Source organism: Luteimonas sp. MC1828 (assembly GCF_016461615.1).
Classification (GTDB): domain Bacteria; phylum Pseudomonadota; class Gammaproteobacteria; order Xanthomonadales; family Xanthomonadaceae; genus Luteimonas.
The window spans coordinates 206,347-222,817 of the sequence record NZ_JAEMNY010000002.1 but is presented as its reverse complement, the minus strand read 5'-3'; the positions used below and the strand labels follow the sequence as shown (position 1 = coordinate 222,817).

At 68.0% G+C, this 16,471-nt stretch carries 21 protein-coding genes; 17 read left to right on the top strand and 4 right to left on the bottom strand.

Going from position 1 to position 16,471, the window contains the following annotated elements; all coding sequences use genetic code 11:
• Positions 1–8: 8 nt before the first annotated feature.
• From JHB91_RS10885 to JHB91_RS10875, 3 genes are all read right to left on the bottom strand, one after another.
• Entirely contained in the window at positions 9–701 is a 693-nt protein-coding gene (locus JHB91_RS10885; protein ID WP_233348266.1) for a lysophospholipid acyltransferase family protein, read from the bottom strand.
• 128 nt (positions 702–829) lie between these two features.
• On the bottom strand, positions 830–1,513 hold the full coding sequence (locus JHB91_RS10880) for a ketosynthase (protein WP_199373925.1): 684 nt from the start codon (positions 1,511–1,513) through the stop codon (positions 830–832).
• 29 nt (positions 1,514–1,542) lie between these two features.
• The gene (locus tag JHB91_RS10875; protein WP_199373927.1) at positions 1,543–1,809 is read right to left on the bottom strand and encodes a phosphopantetheine-binding protein; all 267 of its coding nucleotides are present in this window, start codon (positions 1,807–1,809) and stop codon (positions 1,543–1,545) included.
• A 116-nt stretch (positions 1,810–1,925) separates the two neighbouring features.
• Between JHB91_RS10875 and JHB91_RS10870 the strand changes: the two genes are divergently transcribed.
• The 6 genes from JHB91_RS10870 (at position 1,926) to aroE (ending at position 8,557) form a co-directional block, all read left to right on the top strand.
• Positions 1,926–3,281 carry an NAD(P)/FAD-dependent oxidoreductase gene (locus tag JHB91_RS10870; RefSeq protein WP_199473238.1) on the top strand — a complete coding sequence of 452 codons (1,356 nt, stop codon included), beginning with the start codon at positions 1,926–1,928 and terminating at the stop codon, positions 3,279–3,281.
• Positions 3,278–4,300, top strand: coding sequence for a pteridine-dependent deoxygenase (locus JHB91_RS10865; RefSeq protein ID WP_199472880.1), 1,023 nt, complete (start codon positions 3,278–3,280; stop codon positions 4,298–4,300). The genes JHB91_RS10870 and JHB91_RS10865 overlap by 4 nt, the downstream gene beginning before the upstream one ends.
• 203 nt (positions 4,301–4,503) lie before the next feature.
• Positions 4,504–4,914, top strand: a complete 411-nt coding sequence (locus JHB91_RS10860) for a hypothetical protein (protein ID WP_199472879.1) — start codon at positions 4,504–4,506, stop codon at positions 4,912–4,914.
• Positions 4,907–6,511, top strand: a complete 1,605-nt coding sequence (locus tag JHB91_RS10855; RefSeq protein ID WP_233348209.1) for a PA domain-containing protein — start codon at positions 4,907–4,909, stop codon at positions 6,509–6,511. Before JHB91_RS10860 ends, JHB91_RS10855 begins: the two co-directional genes overlap by 8 nt.
• A gap of 103 nt (positions 6,512–6,614) precedes the next feature.
• The gene (gene hemB, locus JHB91_RS10850; protein ID WP_199472878.1) at positions 6,615–7,604 is read left to right on the top strand and encodes a porphobilinogen synthase; all 990 of its coding nucleotides are present in this window, start codon (positions 6,615–6,617) and stop codon (positions 7,602–7,604) included.
• Between the two features lie 113 nt (positions 7,605–7,717).
• The gene (gene aroE / locus JHB91_RS10845; RefSeq protein ID WP_199373936.1) at positions 7,718–8,557 is read left to right on the top strand and encodes a shikimate dehydrogenase; all 840 of its coding nucleotides are present in this window, start codon (positions 7,718–7,720) and stop codon (positions 8,555–8,557) included.
• Between the two features lie 31 nt (positions 8,558–8,588).
• Here aroE and JHB91_RS10840 read toward each other — a convergent pair whose 3' ends face one another.
• Positions 8,589–9,125 (bottom strand): gamma carbonic anhydrase family protein, encoded by a 537-nt coding sequence (locus JHB91_RS10840; protein ID WP_199472877.1) that lies wholly within the window; start codon positions 9,123–9,125, stop codon positions 8,589–8,591.
• Between the two features lie 246 nt (positions 9,126–9,371).
• Here JHB91_RS10840 and JHB91_RS10835 point away from each other — a divergent pair, with 246 nt between their 5' ends.
• The 11 genes from JHB91_RS10835 (at position 9,372) to JHB91_RS10785 (ending at position 16,164) form a co-directional block, all read left to right on the top strand.
• Complete coding sequence (locus tag JHB91_RS10835) at positions 9,372–10,646, top strand: site-specific integrase (protein ID WP_199472876.1); 1,275 nt, start codon at positions 9,372–9,374, stop codon at positions 10,644–10,646.
• A 21-nt stretch (positions 10,647–10,667) separates the two neighbouring features.
• Entirely contained in the window at positions 10,668–11,330 is a 663-nt protein-coding gene (locus JHB91_RS10830; protein WP_199472875.1) for a hypothetical protein, read from the top strand.
• A 95-nt stretch (positions 11,331–11,425) separates the two neighbouring features.
• Complete coding sequence (locus tag JHB91_RS10825; RefSeq protein WP_199472874.1) at positions 11,426–11,668, top strand: AlpA family phage regulatory protein; 243 nt, start codon at positions 11,426–11,428, stop codon at positions 11,666–11,668.
• Positions 11,668–11,943, top strand: a complete 276-nt coding sequence (locus JHB91_RS10820; RefSeq protein WP_199472873.1) for a hypothetical protein — start codon at positions 11,668–11,670, stop codon at positions 11,941–11,943. The genes JHB91_RS10825 and JHB91_RS10820 overlap by 1 nt, the downstream gene beginning before the upstream one ends.
• Before the next feature lie 4 nt (positions 11,944–11,947).
• Positions 11,948–12,811 (top strand): hypothetical protein, encoded by an 864-nt coding sequence (locus JHB91_RS10815; RefSeq protein WP_199472872.1) that lies wholly within the window; start codon positions 11,948–11,950, stop codon positions 12,809–12,811.
• A complete protein-coding gene (locus JHB91_RS10810) occupies positions 12,808–14,109 on the top strand; it encodes a DnaB-like helicase C-terminal domain-containing protein (protein ID WP_199472871.1) in 1,302 nt (433 codons plus the stop codon). Before JHB91_RS10815 ends, JHB91_RS10810 begins: the two co-directional genes overlap by 4 nt.
• Entirely contained in the window at positions 14,106–14,288 is a 183-nt protein-coding gene (locus tag JHB91_RS10805; RefSeq protein WP_199472870.1) for a hypothetical protein, read from the top strand. Before JHB91_RS10810 ends, JHB91_RS10805 begins: the two co-directional genes overlap by 4 nt.
• Before the next feature lie 387 nt (positions 14,289–14,675).
• The gene (locus JHB91_RS10800; RefSeq protein WP_199472869.1) at positions 14,676–14,846 is read left to right on the top strand and encodes a hypothetical protein; all 171 of its coding nucleotides are present in this window, start codon (positions 14,676–14,678) and stop codon (positions 14,844–14,846) included.
• A 44-nt stretch (positions 14,847–14,890) separates the two neighbouring features.
• Positions 14,891–15,184 carry a hypothetical protein gene (locus JHB91_RS10795; RefSeq protein WP_199472868.1) on the top strand — a complete coding sequence of 98 codons (294 nt, stop codon included), beginning with the start codon at positions 14,891–14,893 and terminating at the stop codon, positions 15,182–15,184.
• 9 nt (positions 15,185–15,193) lie between these two features.
• Complete coding sequence (locus JHB91_RS10790) at positions 15,194–15,808, top strand: hypothetical protein (protein ID WP_199472867.1); 615 nt, start codon at positions 15,194–15,196, stop codon at positions 15,806–15,808.
• A gap of 119 nt (positions 15,809–15,927) precedes the next feature.
• The gene (locus tag JHB91_RS10785; RefSeq protein WP_199472866.1) at positions 15,928–16,164 is read left to right on the top strand and encodes a hypothetical protein; all 237 of its coding nucleotides are present in this window, start codon (positions 15,928–15,930) and stop codon (positions 16,162–16,164) included.
• Positions 16,165–16,471: the final 307 nt, after the last annotated feature.

The following is a 16,471-nucleotide window of genomic DNA, read 5'->3' as shown; positions in this document are numbered from 1 at the left end:
GAGTGCTCTCAGGACGGGCGGCGCAGCAGCGCCTGCACGGAGGCGTGTGCCGCATCGGCCAGGGCCTGGCGGGTGACGGCGACGGCGTCGGCGGCATCACGGGTCGGCAACGGCGTGCCGATGCGCACGCGGATCACCCCGGGACGGACGCGGAACATCCGGTCGGGCGGCAGCACCGCGCCGGCGCCCTCGATCGCCACCGGCAGCACCTCCACGCCGGCATCGATCGCGGACTGGAACGCGCCGCCCTTGAACGGCGCCACCGCGCCGCTGCGGCTGCGCGTGCCTTCCGGGAACAGGCACAGGCTGTGGCCATCGCGCAGCAGCGCCGCGGCCTGGCGGCGCAGCAGCGGTCCGGAGCGCGGGTTGTCGCGCTCGATGAACAGCATCCCGCAGGCACGCGCATACCAGCCCACGAACGGCACCCGCGCCATCTCCTGCTTGAGCAGGAAGTGCAGCGGCACCGGAACCGCGCGGAACAACGCGCAGATGTCGATGATCGACTGGTGGTTGGAGACCAGCAGGCGCGCGCGCGACCAGTCGATGTCGTCGGCGCCTTCCACCTCGAATCGCGCGCCTGCGCCGGCGATCAGCGTGGGTGCCCAGCAGCGCGCGGCCATGCGCAGCGCGAGGTCGCGGCGCCGCGTCAGTGCCAGCACCAGCAAGGCCAGACTGATCCAGCCCGCCGTCCAGAACAGCATGAACACGAAGCCGAGGGCGTTGTGGGCGCCCCAGGCCAATCGTCGCGCGGCCGGTTCGGCCTCTTCCATGGTGTCGACGCGGATCTGCATCGGCGAAGCATACCAATGCCGCCAGGCGCTTCCGCGCTTCAGCGCAGGAAGTCGCGCCAGAACGCCGGGCCCAGCGCCGCCATCTGGCGAAGAAAGGAGAGAAAACTGACATAGCGGCCAGGGAAACGCCGCTTGCGGTACATGAACTCGATGGCAAAGAACCCGCCCACGACGCCGTAGGTCAGGAGGTTTGCGAACAACGACCATTGTTCGAGGGTGATCGCCACCGGCGGCCGGATGCCGAGGCTCGCCAGCAGGCCGCCCGGCTCCGCCGCCAGCGCCAGCGCCAGGTTGGCCAGCGCCATGCCGGCGAGCACCCAGGCCCAGGCCGCGGTCAGGCCGCGGCTGTAGGCGAGCAGGTCCGGCGCCAGCGTGGCCGGCGTGCTGCCGTCCAGGGCCGCCACGATGCGGGTGATCAGCGCGCCATGTGGTGACTGCAGGCTGCGCCCGAACAGCCACGCGATCAGCGCGACGAACGCCACCGGCACCAGCAGCAACGGCACCGCGGCCAGGCCGGCGAGGTAGAGCGCGTGGCAGGCGGCGACCGACAGCGGCAGCAGCAGCCACGCCCAGGTGCGGCGCGCGGCGATGCCGGCGGCCAGCATCATCACCACCAGCGAAAGCAGCGCGCCGTAGGCGAAGCGGCCGTCGCCGGTGGCGCTGGCGGCATGCGCCAGCAACGCGTAGGCAACCGCCATCGCCACCTGCAGGCCCAGCACCATGGACGTCGTCCCGGCGGCGGCGGGCGCGTTCAGGTGCGCTGCTGCTCGACGTGTGCCGACAGCGCGCGCAGCGACGCGAAGATGCGCAGGTTTTCCTCGTTGTCCGAGCGCAGCTGGAAGCCGTAGCGCTTGCCGACCGCCAGCGCGAGCTCCAGCGCGTCGATCGAATCCAGGCCCAGCCCGGTGTTGAACAGCGGCGCCTCCGGGTCGATGCCGGCCGGATCGACGTCCTCGAGGTTCAGGCTTTCGACCAGCAGTTCGGCGAGTTCGCGTTCGGCGGGGGTCTGGTTGGACATCTGCGGTTTCCGGGTTGCGGCTGGGGTCGTGGCGACCGTGGCCCGCCGGCCCTGCGGCTGGCGGCGCGCTATCATCTGCGTCCCGGAATCATCGCATGGCCGCACAGCGCCGCGAAATGTCGAACACAACCGAAGACACGGACGCCTCCGCGCAAGACATCGAAACCGACGTGCTGGTGATTGGCGGCGGACCCGCCGGTTCCACCGCCGCGACCCTGCTGGCCCGGCGCGGCTGGCGCGTGCTGATGCTGGAGAAGGCGCTGCATCCGCGCTTCCACATCGGCGAATCGCTGCTGCCCATGAACCTGCCGATCCTCGAGCGCCTTGGCGTGCTGGAGCAGGTGCGCGCGATCGGCGTGCACAAGCAGGGCGCCGATTTCCCGCTGCAGGATGCGGCCGGCACCACCAACGTGTTCCGCTTCGACCGCGCCATCAACCCGAAGTACGGCTACGCGTTCCAGATCAAGCGCGAGGAGTTCGACCAGCTGCTGTTCGAACACGCCCGCGCCAATGGCGTGGACGGCCGCGAACAGGTTTCGGTCGACGCGGTGGAGTTCGAGGGCGGACGCCCCACCGTTGCGCGCGCCCGCGATGCCGACGGCAACACGCTGCGGGTGCGCATGCGCTACGTGGTGGATGCCAGTGGCCGCGACACGTTTTTCGGCCGCAAGCTCAAGCTCAAGCAGAAGAGCAGCCACCACCAGTCGGCGGCGATCTTCAGCCACTTCCGCGGCGTGCAGCGTCGGGCGGGCGAAGACGCCGGCAACATCACCATCGACCGCTTCGCGCACGGCTGGTACTGGCTGATCCCGCTGCGCGGCGACGTGATGAGCGTCGGCGCCGTATGCCATCCCGAATACCTCAAGCAGCGCCGCGGCAACAACGAAGACTTCCTGATGCAGACCCTGGCGCTGGCGCCATCGGTGTGGTCGCGCATGCAGGATGCCGAGCGCGTGGCGCCGGTGCACGCCACGGGCAACTACTCCTACGGCTGCAGCCGGATGTCGGGCGACGGCTGGGTGATGGCCGGCGACGCATTCGCCTTCATCGACCCGGTGTTCTCGTCGGGCGTGTACCTGGCGATGAACAGCGCCGAGCATGCGGCCACGGTGGTCGACGGCAGCCTGCGCACGCCGGCGCGCGAGCGCGCCCTGCAGCGCGCCATGGACCGGCGCCTTCGCCGCGGGCTGAAGCACTTCTCGTGGTTCATCCACCGCTTCACCACGCCGGTGATGCAGCGCCTGTTCGCGGCTCCGCGCAACGACTGGCAGCTCGAGCAGGCGGTGATCTCGATGCTGGCCGGCGACGTGTTCGACAACAAGCCGGTGCTGCGCCGGCTGCGCCTGTTCCGCCTGCTGTACGCGGCGAACGCCGTGGTGATCGCGCCGCAGGCGCTGCGCGGCTGGCTGCGCCGCCGTCGCCAGGTCGCTGAACAGTTCAGCGGCGACACGCTGCAAGACGGCAACCCATGAACAGCGTGCTCGCCTCACTGCCAGCCGCGCCACGCCTGGCCGTCGATTATGTCCAGGCCGATGCGCCGCAGGCGCTGCTCGGCGACGACACCCTGGCGGTGTTCGGCTTCGGCGCGCGCGTCCCCCAGGCGCTCGCCGATCCGCGCTACCTGCGCGTGCCGCTGGAGCCCCATGGCGATGCGCCATACGAAGTCTGGCGCGCCAACGCGCCGGTGATGCGCGGCCGCGACGGCGACATCCGCTGGTCCAGCGACGGCCAGCTGCTGTTCGGCGCCATCGAGGTGGAAGAGGGCGCGGACGGCATCGAAGCCGCGGCGCGCCACGCCTATGCACGGCTGGTGGCATTCACCCGCGGCAGCCGCACGCCGCACCTGCTGCGCATCTGGAACTACCTCGACGCGATCACCGTGGGCCAGGGCGACGCGGAGCGCTACCGCGAGTTCTGCATAGGCCGCGCCGCCGGTCTCGGCGATTTCGATGCCCGTACGCTGCCGGCGGCGACCGCCATCGGCCGCTGCGATGGGGCACGCGTGGTGCAGGTCTACTGGCTGGCCGCGCACGCGCCCGGCACGCCGGTCGAGAACCCGCGCCAGGTCAGCGCCTACCACTACCCGCGCCAGTACGGCCCGCAGCCGCCGAGCTTCGCGCGCGCGATGCTGGCGGCCGACGGCAGCGCGATGCCGCTGCTGCTGTCCGGCACCGCCGCCGTGGTCGGGCATGCCTCGATGCACGAGGGCGAACTTCTGGCGCAGGTCGACGAGACCTTCGCCAACTTCGATGCGCTGCTGCACATGGCGCGCGCGCGATGCCCCGCCCTGCCGCCGCGCTTCGGCGCCGGCACGCGGCTCAAGGTGTACGTGCGCGACCGCGCCGACCTGCCGCTGGTGGCCGCGGCGCTGGACCGCCGCTTCGGCGACACGGTGCCGCGCATGCTGCTGCACGCCGCGATCTGCCGGCGTGAACTGGCGGTCGAGATCGACGGCGTTCACGGAAATCCAGAGAGCCCCGTCACCTCCTGAACAGACAGCCGATCACAATACCGTGGCGTTCTGTTGCGCTGCAAGATTGAGTATCGGGGCAAAAAAAATGCAGACTCGGCGCGGGCCAAGACGACAACGACCCGCCGCAGCATCCACTCTTTGCATTGACCAAGGAGCACCGCCGGGGAGACGGTGGCATCGACCACTGCATCCCGCGTGCCTCCATTCCGAGGATCGCCCTGATGAAATGCACCACCCTGTTGCTGCTGGCCGGCCTGAGTGCCGGTTTTGCCGCGCATGCGTCCGAGCCGGCCGTCGCCGACTCCGACGCCACCGGCAGCCTTGCCGGCGTCACCGTTGCCATCGATCCCGCCACCGGTCGCCTGCGCGCACCGACCGCGTCCGAGCTGGCGTCACTGCGCGCGGCCGCGAGCCGCATGCGGACCGACAACTCCATGTCGATCGCCAAGCCGGGCCCGAAGACCCGCGCCGAAGCCGAGCGCACCATGCGTCGCCATCCCGATGGCCGCGTCAGCATGCAGGTGTCCGACGACATGATGTCGAATGTCACCGCCACCCAGCAGGCCGATGGCAGCATCGTGATCACCCACGGCGACCACGCCCCCGCCGCGGAGGGCGCCGCCCATGAATAAGACCCTGCTTGCGTGCGCCCTGGCCGTTGCCTCGGTGGCCGCCATCGGCACGGCCCAGGCCGCGAACATCATTCCGGTCAACATGAACGCTCCCGGCGTCGGCCTCAACGACCCCGCCGCGGCGACGCCGGTCGGCAACAACCCGGGCAAGACGGTCGGTGAACAGCGCCGCATCGTGTACCAGTTCGCGGCCGACCTGTGGGGCGCGGTGCTGGAAAGCGACGTGGACATCCGCGTGCGCGCCCAGTTCACCCCGCTCACCTGCGACGCCACCAGCGGCGTGCTCGGCTCCGCCGGCGCGCGCTTCATCCAGCGCGACTTCGACGGCGCGGTGCCGGCCACCTGGTATGGCGAAGCGCTCGCCAACGCCATCGCCGGCGACAACCTGTCGCCGACCGAAGACGAGATCAACAGCAACTTCAACTCCAACCTCGGCACCCCGGGCTGCCTGGAGAATTCCGGCTGGTACTACGGCCTCGACGGCAACACGCCGGCAGGGAAGATCAACTTCCTCGACGTGGTGATGCACGAGATCGGCCACGGCCTGAACTTCCAGGGCTTCCACAACCTGGCCACCGGCGCGCCGCAGAGCGGCTTCACCGACATCTATTCGAGCTTCGTGTACGACAACGCCACCAGCAAGGCGTGGAATGCGATGACCAACGCCGAGCGCGTTGCCGCCGCGAAGTCCGATGCACTTGCCTGGACCGGCGCCGAAGTCACCGCGCAGGTGCCGGACGCGCTCGCGCCGCTGACCATGCTGGTCGCCAGCGGCACCGCCACCGGCAGCTTCGCCTTCGGCACCGCGGCCTTCGGTCCGGAAGCCACCTCGGCGAACTTCAACGGGGCGGTGGTGCTGGTCAACGACGGCAGCGCAGCGCCCTCGCAGGGCTGCGTGGCCTCGCCCGCCGGTGCCTACGCAGGCAAGGTGGCGATCGTCGACCGCGGCACCTGCGCGTTCGAGATCAAGGCGAAGTTTGCCCAGGATGCCGGCGCGATCGCGGTCATCGTGGCCAACAACGCCCCCGGTACGATCGCCATGGCCGAGGACGCCACGGTCAATGCCACGGTGCCGACCATCAGCGTCTCGCAGGCCGACGGCGTCACCATCAAGGCGGGCATCCCGGGCGTCAACGTGACGCTGGCACAGGTCCCCGGGCGGTTCGCCGGTTCCGACATCGCCGGCCGCGCGCGCCTCTACTCGCCGACCGTGCTGGCCCAGGGTTCCACGTTCTCGCACTTCGACATCAGCCACGTGCCGAACGCGCTGATGGAGCCGTCGATCAACCAGGACCTGGACGGCAACCTGCGCCTTGACCTGACCCCGGCGCTGTACGCGGACATGGGCTGGACGCTGAACGACGGCAACGCCACGACCCACGGCGGGCGTTGCGACACCGGCGTGCCGGTGTTCGATGCCGAGGTCGTCGGCATGGTCGGTGGTGCCAACCTGCAGGCCGCCGAGGCCATGTGCCGCAGCACGGTCAAGGCCAAGGCCGGCGTCGCAGCCTGCCTTGCCCCGTTCGTCGCCAAGCTGCGCTCGGTGGGTGCCATCCCGGCGAGCGCGGAAGCCTCGCTGCGCAAGTGCTCGCTGTAATACGCGTTCTGCATTGAGGTAGTTCAGGGCCGGCGCTCCTTCGGGGCGCCGGCCCTTTTTCATGCCCGCGATGCGCCGCCCCGCCGCGGCGTAGAATCCCGCCATGGCCTATCCCGACACCCGTTTCCGGCGCATGCGCCGCGATGCGTTCTCGCGCCGGCTGATGCGCGAGCACACCCTGACCGCCGACGACCTGATCTACCCGGTGTTCGTGCACGAGCCGGCGGGTCGCGCCGCGATCGCCTCGATGCCGGGCATCGAACGCATGTCGATCGACGACCTGCTGCGCGAAGCCGACACCGCCTGCGAACTCGGCGTGCCGGCGCTGGCGCTGTTCCCGGTTACCGCGCCGGAAGCCAAGTCGCTCGACGCCGCCGCGGCGTGGGACGACGACGGCCTCTGCCAGCGCGCGGTGCGCGCGCTCAAGGCGCGCTTCCCGGAGCTGGGCGTGATCACCGACGTCGCCCTGGACCCCTACACCAGCCACGGCCAGGACGGCCTGGTCGACGGCCGCGGCTACGTCATGAACGACACCACCGTCGAGGCGCTGGTGCGCCAGGCGCTGTCGCACGCGCGCGCCGGTGCCGACGTGGTGGCACCCAGCGACATGATGGACGGCCGCATCGGCGCGATCCGCTTCGCGCTGGAAGAGGACGGCCACGTCCATACCCGCATCCTCGCCTACGCGGCAAAGTACGCGTCGAGCTTCTACGGCCCGTTCCGCGACGCGGTCGGCAGCGCCTCGGCACTCGGCAAGGCCGACAAGCGCACCTACCAGATGGATCCGGGGAACAGCGACGAGGCGCTGCGCGAAGTCGCCGCCGACCTCGACGAAGGCGCCGACATGGTCATGGTCAAGCCGGGCATGCCCTACCTCGACGTGGTGCGACGGGTGAAGGACAGCTTCGGCGTGCCCACGTTTGCCTACCAGGTGAGCGGCGAGTACGCGATGCTCAAGGCCGCCGCCGCGAATGGCTGGCTGGACGAGCGCGCCTGCGTGCTGGAATCGCTGCTCGGCTTCAAGCGCGCCGGTGCCGACGGCGTGCTGACCTATTTCGCGCTGGACGCCGCGCGCTGGCTGCGCGAGGGCTGACGGCGCAACGACCGGGACCGGCTGCAGGCAGCACCGCGGGCGGCGTAGACTCGGAGCAAACGCCCGGCCACGCACCCGCGGCCGGCAACGCCAAGGCAACAGGGAGGCATGGCATGAAGCATTACGCGGTATTCGGGCATCCGGTCGCGCACTCGCTCTCTCCTCGCATCCATGCCGCCTTCGGGCGAGAGACCGGGATTCCGGTGGACTACGTCGCGATTGACGCGGACACGGGCGGGTTCCCGCACGCATTGCATTTGTTTGCCGCACGCGGCGGCGCCGGCGCCAACGTCACCCTGCCGCTCAAGCAACTGGCGCTGGACCTGTGCACCGACGTCACCGAACGCGCGCGCCGCGCCGGTGCGGTCAACACGCTGGTGCGCAACGGCGAAACCTGGCACGGCGACAACACCGACGGCACCGGCCTGGTGCGCGACCTCACCGGCCGCCATGCGCTGGACCTGCGCGCCCGGCGCACGCTGCTGATCGGCGCCGGCGGCGCGGCGCGCGGCGTGGCGCCGGCGCTGCTGGACGCGGGCATCGGCGACCTCTTCATCGTCAACCGCACCTCGGCGCACGCCGACGCGCTGGCCGACGGCCTCGGCCAGCCCGGGCGCGTGCACCCGCGACACCTGTCCGATATCGGATCGCTGGGCGAGTTCGAGCTGGTGGTCAACGCCACATCGGCGGCGCGCAACACCGGGTTGATGGGGCTGCCGCGCTCGCTGGTCGGGCGGCGGATGGCGGCGGTGGACCTCAACTACGGCGAGGCGGCGGTCCCGTTCCTGGCGTGGGCACGCGCCAGCGGCGCGCACGCGGTCGTCGACGGCCTGGGCATGCTGGTGGAGCAGGCGGCGCTCGGCTTCGCGCGCTGGCACGGCGTGGAACCCGAGACCGACGCCATCTACGGCGAGCTGCGCGCCGAACACAACCACCTGATCACCGCGGACTGATCACCGCGGACCGGGCGGGCGGTGCGCCCACTCAGCCGGCCGCCAGGTACTCGTCCTTCAGGCGCACGTAGTGCGCGGCGCTGTACAGCAGGCCTTCGACGGCGGCATCGTCGATCGTGCGCACCAGCCGCGCCGGGTTGCCCAGCCACAGCTCGCGGCTGCGCACCACCTTTCCAGGGGACAGCAGCGCACCGGCGCCGACGTAGCCGTTGTCCTCGACCACCGCGCCGTCCATCACGATCGCGCCCATGCCCACCAGCGCCGCATTGCCGATGCGGCAGGCGTGGATGATCGCGCCGTGGCCGATGGTGACGTCGTCGCCGATCACGGTGGCGTAGCCGTCCATGCGCGAATGCGGGCCGGCATGGCTGACGTGCACGATGGTGCCGTCCTGCAGGTTGCAGCGCGCACCGATGCGCACCACGTTGACGTCGCCGCGCACCACGGTGCCCGGCCACAGCGAGCAGTCGTCGCCGAGTTCGACGTCACCGATGACCGTGGCAGCCGGGTCGACGTAGACGCGCGCGCCGAGGCGCGGAAACTGGCCGCGGTAGGGTCGTAGGCTCATGCGCGCATTCTAGCCCGGGCTATAGTCGCCGCCATCGCGCGCCGGAGCCCCGCATTGAAGATCGCCAGCTGCAATCTTCACTAGCGTCCCACGTCGTTTCTCGTTGGTCACCTATTACCTCTAGGTAATTGTTTTACTGGGGAACGTTGCTTCACAACGCACCCTAACGTTGCGTATCGTTGCAGCCCAGCCGGGTAGCTACGTTGGTAGTCAGCCAACTGGCTACCCGCCACAGGGGGCACGGGCATGGCAAAAACAACGAACCGACTCACCGACATTCATCTCAAGCGCTGGATCGCCAAGGGCGAGCCTGTAGCGAAGTCCGATGGCGACGGCCTGACCTTCACCTTCAGCAAGGGCGGCACCGCCGCTTGGGTGCTGCGCTACCGCACCGGCGGGAGAAGGAAGGAACTGACCCTCGGGAACTATCCCGACCTCGGGCTCGCTGCAGCGCGCGAAAAGGCGCGTGCGCACCGCGTCGCCGTCGATGGAGGACGCGACCCCGCTGCCGAAAAGCAGGAGGCGAAGACGCGCGCCATGGCCGCGTGGACTATGCGGGAGCTGGTGGCCGACTACCGGGAGAAATGCCTGCAGGGCGGAAACCTCGCTCCGGGCACGGTCAAGTACCGGGAATACGACCTTCAAGGCGTAGTGCTGCCTCGCCTCGGGTCCCGCGACGTTCAGCGCGTGACCACAACCGATATCGTGTCGGTCCTGATCGACGCGAAGCGCACTTGGACGATTACCCGACGGGTCAAGACCACTCTGACTCAGCTGTTCGACCACGCGGTCGCCCTACGGATCGTTCCGGCTAATCCATGCGCCGGCATTAAGCTGAATGCCCTCAAGGGCCCCCGGCCGCCGGTCCGCAAGCGGGTGATGCTGTCTGAAGCCGAGCTGCGGAAGCTCCTACCCGACATCAAGGTTATCGGCATGGAAAACGCGCTGGCGTTCCGCATTCTGCTGGCCACCTGCGTTCGTACCAGTGAGTTGGTGCAGGCGAAGAAAGCTGACATCGACCTTTCCGGCGGCTCGTGGTGGGTGCCCGACTCAAACACGAAGACCCGCAAGGGATTCAGCGTGCCGCTGACCCCAACCGTGGCGGCATGGTTCCGCGAGCTGATCGACCTTTCCGGCGGCAGCGACTACCTGCTGCCCGCTCGACAGGAGCGCCGCAGGCGCAACGTGGGCGGGGATACCCACGTCGCTGCAACTACGCTGTGGGCGGCCATCTGTCGCGCCTTCGACCGAAAGGAAATCGAAATCCGCAGGTTCACCCCTCACGACACTCGATCCACTGCCAAAGGCCATCTGCGGAACCTTGGATTCTCCCGGGAAATCTCCGAAGTCGCCCTCAACCATGTTCTGGAAGGCATGGAGCGGATCTACGACGTTCGTGAGGAAATCCCCGAGCGTCGCGTGGCGCTGGAAAAGTGGGCCGGATTGATTGTGGCTTGCGAGAACGGCGAACCCAGCCCTCCCCCCGCATCCAACGTCGTACCCCTCCGCTCCGCTGCCTGATCAGCCCACTAATAGAACGCAATGACAGATCCCTCGACGCCGAACATCATCCGCCTGACCGACTACCTGATCGCGCAAGGGGCAGGCACGGACACTGCAGTCAGCACCGCCATCTTCGCCAAGATTCACAGTGGCGCCATTCCTGCCTTCATCACGGTTTACCCGGCTTCGTCGCCTGCCGGCACGAGTCTTGCCTCGGTGCTTCGGCACGCAACGAATATCGCCAGCGAACCCCGAGAGCTTTCCATCACGCTCCACGCCAAGGCCAAGGTGGAAATCAGGAAGGCGGCGCTAGGTCTGGACGCAGACTGGGCCTTGCTAGACAGCCTCATCCTGCACGTACCCTATATCGCCGCCGGAGCATGCAAGACGGCAATGAAGGCTGCCCGGGGGCAGGTCGGCACACCTGTTAAGCGAAAGGACAAATCCGTCAACGGGGATCGGGCCGCGATCATTCTTAACGTAATCGAGAAGCTGGGTTTCGACCGGCACGCCATCGTTGGCCCCACCAAGAATGGTCGCAGCGGCCAGCGTGCCGAAATTTTCCGTGCGATGCCTCCTGACAGCATGGGGGAGCATGCAGCTAATGACGCCAGCGCCTTCATGCGCGCGTTCGGTAATGCGTGGGAGTACATGCTGAGGAACGGGATTATTTGCCCCAAGAAGGAGGCGCTTGCCACCTAGCGGTTTGATCGACCCTAATTAGGGTTCAAGGTGCTTCTTACAGGGTGGTCTGCATCGCCAGAGTTCGCTGGAACTATCCAGCAACGAGGCGACACATGCAGAACACCACGATTCACCCCGACTTGCCCGTTGAGGGCAAGGTCCGGTTTCCGACCATCAAGCGCGTCACCGGCATCATGTCGCGCTCCACCATCTGGCGCTACGAGCAGGCCGGAAAGTTCCCGAAACGCACGCGCATCACTCCCCGCATGTCGGTGTGGGACGCCGGCGAACTGCGCGAGTGGCTGGCCGACCCGACCGGCTGGGCGACGGCTGCTGCCTCCAAGGCGGAGCCGTAATGGTCATCACCGCAACGAAGATTGCATTCGACCACACCGCCGACCAGTTCATTCGCGACTGGGGCGCGCTTCCCGCCGTTGAATCCAAGGTGCAGGCGCTGGCGGCGGCCGTCACGGTGATGGGCCACCTGCTGAGCGAGCTGGTCCACCACATCGCCACGAGGGACCTGCAGGTCACGAGCGGGCTCAACGGCATCCCCCACCTGTCCGTCGTGCAGCTCCTCCGCCGCGTGGACCAGTTCATGGTCCTGCAGCCGGCGAAGCAGGAGGGCTAACCCGATGCGCGATTACGGGAAAGTGCACACCTCGTTCTGGGAGAGCGTGTCGGCACGTGCGTTGACGGAGGACGGTCGCTACTTCGCGCTCTACCTGATGACCTGCAAGCACAACAACATCGCGGGTGCGTTCCGCCTCCCGGACGCATATGCCTGCGAGGACATGCAGTGGTCGATCGAAAGGGTTTCCGAAGGGTTCCGCGAGCTGTTCGAGAACGGTTTCGCGACCCGTTGTCGAGTCTCGAAGTGGGTGTTCATCAACAAGCACCTCGTCTGGAACGCCCCGGACAACCCCAACCAGCGCAAGGCTGTGGCCAAGGTCGCATCGATGGTCCCGGACACCTGCAGCTGGCGCACCGACTTCAGTCTGGTACTGCGCAACCTCCAGCTCGGTGGTGTCGAGGCGGCAAACAACCGGCCCGAAAGGGATTCGGAACCCTTCAACAACCGTTGCGAAACTCCTTCGGAACCGTTCGCCAACCAGAAGCAGGAGCAGGAACAGAAGCAGGAACAGGAGCAGGAAGTCATTGGCGCTGGCGCGCCCCAGCCCGATGCCCAGATGCTCAACGGCAAAAAGACGTCGGCAGGGGCAAAGGGCAAGTCCTCGGGCACGCGCATCTCCGCCGACTGGACGCTGTCCGAAGCCGACCGCCAGTACGCCAAGTCCAAGGGCGTGGATGCCGACGATGAGGCCGAGAAATTCCGCGATTACTGGCTGAGCAAGGCGGGCCCCGCCGGCATGAAGGCCGACTGGGACGCGACGTGGAGGAACTGGGTGCGCAATGCGACGGAGTACAGCCGCGACAAGTCGCCCCGCGGCCACGCCGCGGCCACGCTCCCGAATCCGCTGCCGAGGCTCACCGCATGAGCGCTGACGATTCCCTCATCCACGTTGAGCGGCAGGTGCTCCACACGGCCATGCAGCGCGCTTCGAGCCTGCAGGACATGCCGCTTCTCCCGAAGCATTTCTCGACCGAACAGCACGCCGACCTCTGGCAGATCATCCAGTCGCTCTCGCTGGACGGTAAGCCGTTCGATGCCGTCTCGGTCATGGACGCCGCAAGCGGGGCTGGTCTGTCGCAGGCCACGCAGTCCCTGTCAATCCAGATCGCAAGCGCTCCGGAGCTGTACCCCGCGACTGAGCCGGGTTACCCGGCGGAGCGGATGATCGAAGGCTGGCGGAACCGGGAATCGGCACGCATTGCACGGCAGCTGACTGCCGACCTCGGCAGGCGCAAGGAAGGCGCAACGGATCTCGCCATCGCTGCCCTGATGGGGCTGCACGCCGAAGACGCCAGCTGCGAACACACGGCCAAGCAGGCGCTGCAGCTTGCCTACCGGGACGTGCTGGCGGCGCATGAGGCCGGCGGCCGCCTGATCGGTGTGCCGACCGGGCTGCGCGGACTCGATGACCATCTGGGCGGGCTGCACAACAGCGACCTCGTGGTGATCGGCGCGCGCCCCGCCTTGGGCAAGACGGGCATGCTGCTGGGCATGGTGGCCGAGGCGGGCAAGCATGGCCCTGCGGGCCTCGTTTCCGGCGAGCAGGGCGCGGCTCAGGTCGGGCTGCGCTGGATGGCCGGGGGCTCGGGTGTCGCCGTCGGCAAGCTGCGCGCCGCGCAGATCGAGGAGGAGCAGTGGGCGCGGCTGCAGGCGACGGTCGCCAAATTCACGGACCGCCCGATCCACATTCTGGACCGCTCCGGGCCGGACATCACGGAGGTCACCCGCGTCGCCCGCCGCTGGAAACACCAGTACGGGATCAGGGCGCTGTACGTCGATTACCTGCAGCGGCTTGAGATCGCAAGCATGGTGAAGGCTCCGAAACACGAGAAAGTCGGTGCCATCGCTCGCGCGCTGAAGAATCTGGCACGCGATCTTGAGATTCCGGTGGTCGTTCTGGCGCAGGTCAGCCGCGATGCGGAGGGTCTGCGGCCTCAGATGAATCACCTGTCCGACTCGTCGGAGATCGAGAAGGAAGCCGACCAGATCATGATGCTCTGGCGCGACACCACTGCCCCGGGTGTCGCCATGGCGCCCGCGGAGATCAACGTCGTCAAGAACCGCCATGGGAACGTCGGCGTTGTGCACTGCCTGTGGCACGGCGCGTCCACATCGTTCGTGGATGAGGCGCCCGACATGGCGGCGGAAGGGAGCATCGCATGATTGCCGCCGACGCGAACCGGAAATGGCTTGAACGCGCCCGCTGGTGCCACAGGCAAGCTGACGAGGCAGAACGCGACCTCCAGCCACGCGGCGTGGATGAACCGAAATCGATGACCGAGCTGGCCGTTGACTTCTGGCGCGGCATGGCCCTCACCATTCTGGAGAGCTTGGAGAAATGACCTATCAGCAGAGGCACTTCGACGCCTCAGAAGCCCTCGGCGCTTCGCGGCCTCTGACCCGGCCCCGAACGACGCTGCCCCACTCGCCGCCGCCGCGAGGCCCGTTCGTTGTCGTGGGCAGCGGGGCGCTGTTGCCATGATGAACAGCGATCCTGCCGACGATGCAGCGCAGCTACTGCGGCCTTCCGAGAGGAAAAGCGGTCACGACTGCGAGGCCGTGGGCTCGGAAACTCTGGACGCCCGCACCTTCTCGGACTTCGAGCGGTACGGCGAACTTTGGGGCTAGGAGTGATTGACATCACGCTGGCTGCATCTATGTCGGCCGTGTGGGCCTCGACGGGGACCGTTGTCGCCAGCAGGGCCAGATCGGCGCCGTCGAAGATCGGCATGACCTACAAGGGCAAGACCTACGCGCCGCTGGTGATCGAGTCGATTGGTCAGCCGATTGGTTCGCCCGTCGCTAGCACCGGCAGGTTCGTTGAGCTGCTTGTACCGATGACGCTCTGCACGCTGACGGCGCTGGACCGCGACGACTGGAAGCGCATTGGCGGCGACTGAGGCCACGGCGCGCGCATTAATCGCAACAAAGGGAACTAAAAATGATGAGAATCGAGACAGACGACGCGCTGGCGCAGGCGGGTGACCATTTGCCGGTGCTGGTGGCGATGCTCGAAGGCGTCGAAATGGTGCGCGCCGAACTGCTGCCGGGCAGCGAGGACGATTTCAGCAATCTGGAGCTGCTGAAAATGATCCGGCTCGCCTACGACAACGCCGACCCAGTCGGCATGGACCTCGGGGGTCGCATCGATGCCGACGAAGCCGCGATCAAGCGCGCGCTGGCGACTTCTGGCACTTTGGACTTCGCGTACCGTCTGGCCGCCAAGGCGGGGGGCTGAGCCATGGGGATGAAGAAGACCACCGGCAAATCCAAGACTTCCACGACGGCCAAGGCGGCGACCAATGACAAGGCTGCCAAGGCACCGCCGATGCGCGCCAAGGGGCCGCAGAAAGCCACAGGTGGCAGGCCAACCAAGTACCTGCCGATCTATGCCGACTTGGCGCACAAGGCCGCCCTGCTTGGCGCTACGGATGCCGAAATGGCTGGCCACCTTGGCGTAGCCGAGTCCACGTTTCACCTGTGGAAGCGCGAGCATCCCGGGTTTTCGGAGTCCATCAACGCGGGGAAGGAACGGGCTGATGCTGCTGTCGCCGCGAGCCTGTACCGGACGGCGCTTGGCGGCGGCACGGTGACAGAAATCAGGGAAGAGCCGGACTCCGAGGGCAACATCATCATGAAGCGGGTGGTGAGGGAACTCCCTGCGGACGTTCGAGCGCAGCGTTACTGGCTGGGCAACCGTCACCCCAAGCTGTGGCGTGATCGGGTGGTGCTCATTGATGAGACACCGCCGGAGGTGGTCGCCGAAACCGCAAATCGGTTTGTCGAGATCATGGCGCGGTCGCGCGCGCGACAGCAGGCGGTGCTGGCAGAGCGCGGCCTATTGCCCGACGGCGAGGCTTGACCATGCAGAACCCCGATACCGGTCGGCCCACGCCCGGGAGGTCGGCAAGGCAGCTACGTGAGGCGCTTCGCCGACCTGCTCGCAAGCCGGAGGCTACCGATATGCCCGTGACGCGGGCCATGCGCGACGTGCTGCGCAAGGAGGCTGCCGCCAAGCCCGCACCCAACATCGCGGCCGCTGCGGACAAGATGACGCCGATGCAGAAGCTGCGGGCCACGCAGCTCGCGAACGAGCTGCGTGGGGAGGCTGCGGAAGTACTCGCAGCGTGGAGCCGTTCGGGCCTGTGGAGCCTATGGAAGCGCGTAGAATCGCCCCTGCCCGGCGGCGTGGCGAGAATTGCCATCCACGCCCCTTAGCCTGCGCAATGTCCACGCTCGTGCGCAGCGCCGGGCACATCCTCCGAAGGCCGCGATCCGCCGCGGCCTTTTCATGCGCGGACCCCGCGCCCGCGTACACCTCGCCCTCGCCGCCGCTCCCGTGGGCGTGCCGCGCATCACGGTCGCGCCGGTGGTGCAGGTGCCGCTCAACGGCACGCTGGAGCCGATGTCTGTCGTGGTGCAGATGAGCAGCCGGTCGCTGGGCATGACGTGTTCGATCGCGGCATCGCATCGCGCACATTTCCACCAGCGGATACGCAGCCGGCGCGTGACGCCGGCGCGGCGC

Bases quoted from the DNA above. Each gene is read 5' to 3' on its own strand.
- JHB91_RS10885 (WP_233348266.1), bottom strand. From the start codon at position 701: ATGCTGTTCTGGACGGCGGGCTGGATCAGTCTGGCCTTGCTGGTGCTG.
- JHB91_RS10880 (WP_199373925.1), bottom strand. From the start codon at position 1,513: ATGGTGCTGGGCCTGCAGGTGGCGATGGCGGTTGCCTACGCGTTGCTG.
- JHB91_RS10875 (WP_199373927.1), bottom strand. From the start codon at position 1,809: ATGTCCAACCAGACCCCCGCCGAACGCGAACTCGCCGAACTGCTGGTC.
- JHB91_RS10870 (WP_199473238.1), top strand. From the start codon at position 1,926: ATGTCGAACACAACCGAAGACACGGACGCCTCCGCGCAAGACATCGAA.
- JHB91_RS10865 (WP_199472880.1), top strand. From the start codon at position 3,278: ATGAACAGCGTGCTCGCCTCACTGCCAGCCGCGCCACGCCTGGCCGTC.
- JHB91_RS10860 (WP_199472879.1), top strand. From the start codon at position 4,504: ATGAAATGCACCACCCTGTTGCTGCTGGCCGGCCTGAGTGCCGGTTTT.
- JHB91_RS10855 (WP_233348209.1), top strand. From the start codon at position 4,907: ATGAATAAGACCCTGCTTGCGTGCGCCCTGGCCGTTGCCTCGGTGGCC.
- hemB (WP_199472878.1), top strand. From the start codon at position 6,615: ATGGCCTATCCCGACACCCGTTTCCGGCGCATGCGCCGCGATGCGTTC.
- aroE (WP_199373936.1), top strand. From the start codon at position 7,718: ATGAAGCATTACGCGGTATTCGGGCATCCGGTCGCGCACTCGCTCTCT.
- JHB91_RS10840 (WP_199472877.1), bottom strand. From the start codon at position 9,125: ATGAGCCTACGACCCTACCGCGGCCAGTTTCCGCGCCTCGGCGCGCGC.
- JHB91_RS10835 (WP_199472876.1), top strand. From the start codon at position 9,372: ATGGCAAAAACAACGAACCGACTCACCGACATTCATCTCAAGCGCTGG.
- JHB91_RS10830 (WP_199472875.1), top strand. From the start codon at position 10,668: ATGACAGATCCCTCGACGCCGAACATCATCCGCCTGACCGACTACCTG.
- JHB91_RS10825 (WP_199472874.1), top strand. From the start codon at position 11,426: ATGCAGAACACCACGATTCACCCCGACTTGCCCGTTGAGGGCAAGGTC.
- JHB91_RS10820 (WP_199472873.1), top strand. From the start codon at position 11,668: ATGGTCATCACCGCAACGAAGATTGCATTCGACCACACCGCCGACCAG.
- JHB91_RS10815 (WP_199472872.1), top strand. From the start codon at position 11,948: ATGCGCGATTACGGGAAAGTGCACACCTCGTTCTGGGAGAGCGTGTCG.
- JHB91_RS10810 (WP_199472871.1), top strand. From the start codon at position 12,808: ATGAGCGCTGACGATTCCCTCATCCACGTTGAGCGGCAGGTGCTCCAC.
- JHB91_RS10805 (WP_199472870.1), top strand. From the start codon at position 14,106: ATGATTGCCGCCGACGCGAACCGGAAATGGCTTGAACGCGCCCGCTGG.
- JHB91_RS10800 (WP_199472869.1), top strand. From the start codon at position 14,676: ATGACCTACAAGGGCAAGACCTACGCGCCGCTGGTGATCGAGTCGATT.
- JHB91_RS10795 (WP_199472868.1), top strand. From the start codon at position 14,891: ATGAGAATCGAGACAGACGACGCGCTGGCGCAGGCGGGTGACCATTTG.
- JHB91_RS10790 (WP_199472867.1), top strand. From the start codon at position 15,194: ATGAAGAAGACCACCGGCAAATCCAAGACTTCCACGACGGCCAAGGCG.
- JHB91_RS10785 (WP_199472866.1), top strand. From the start codon at position 15,928: ATGCGCGACGTGCTGCGCAAGGAGGCTGCCGCCAAGCCCGCACCCAAC.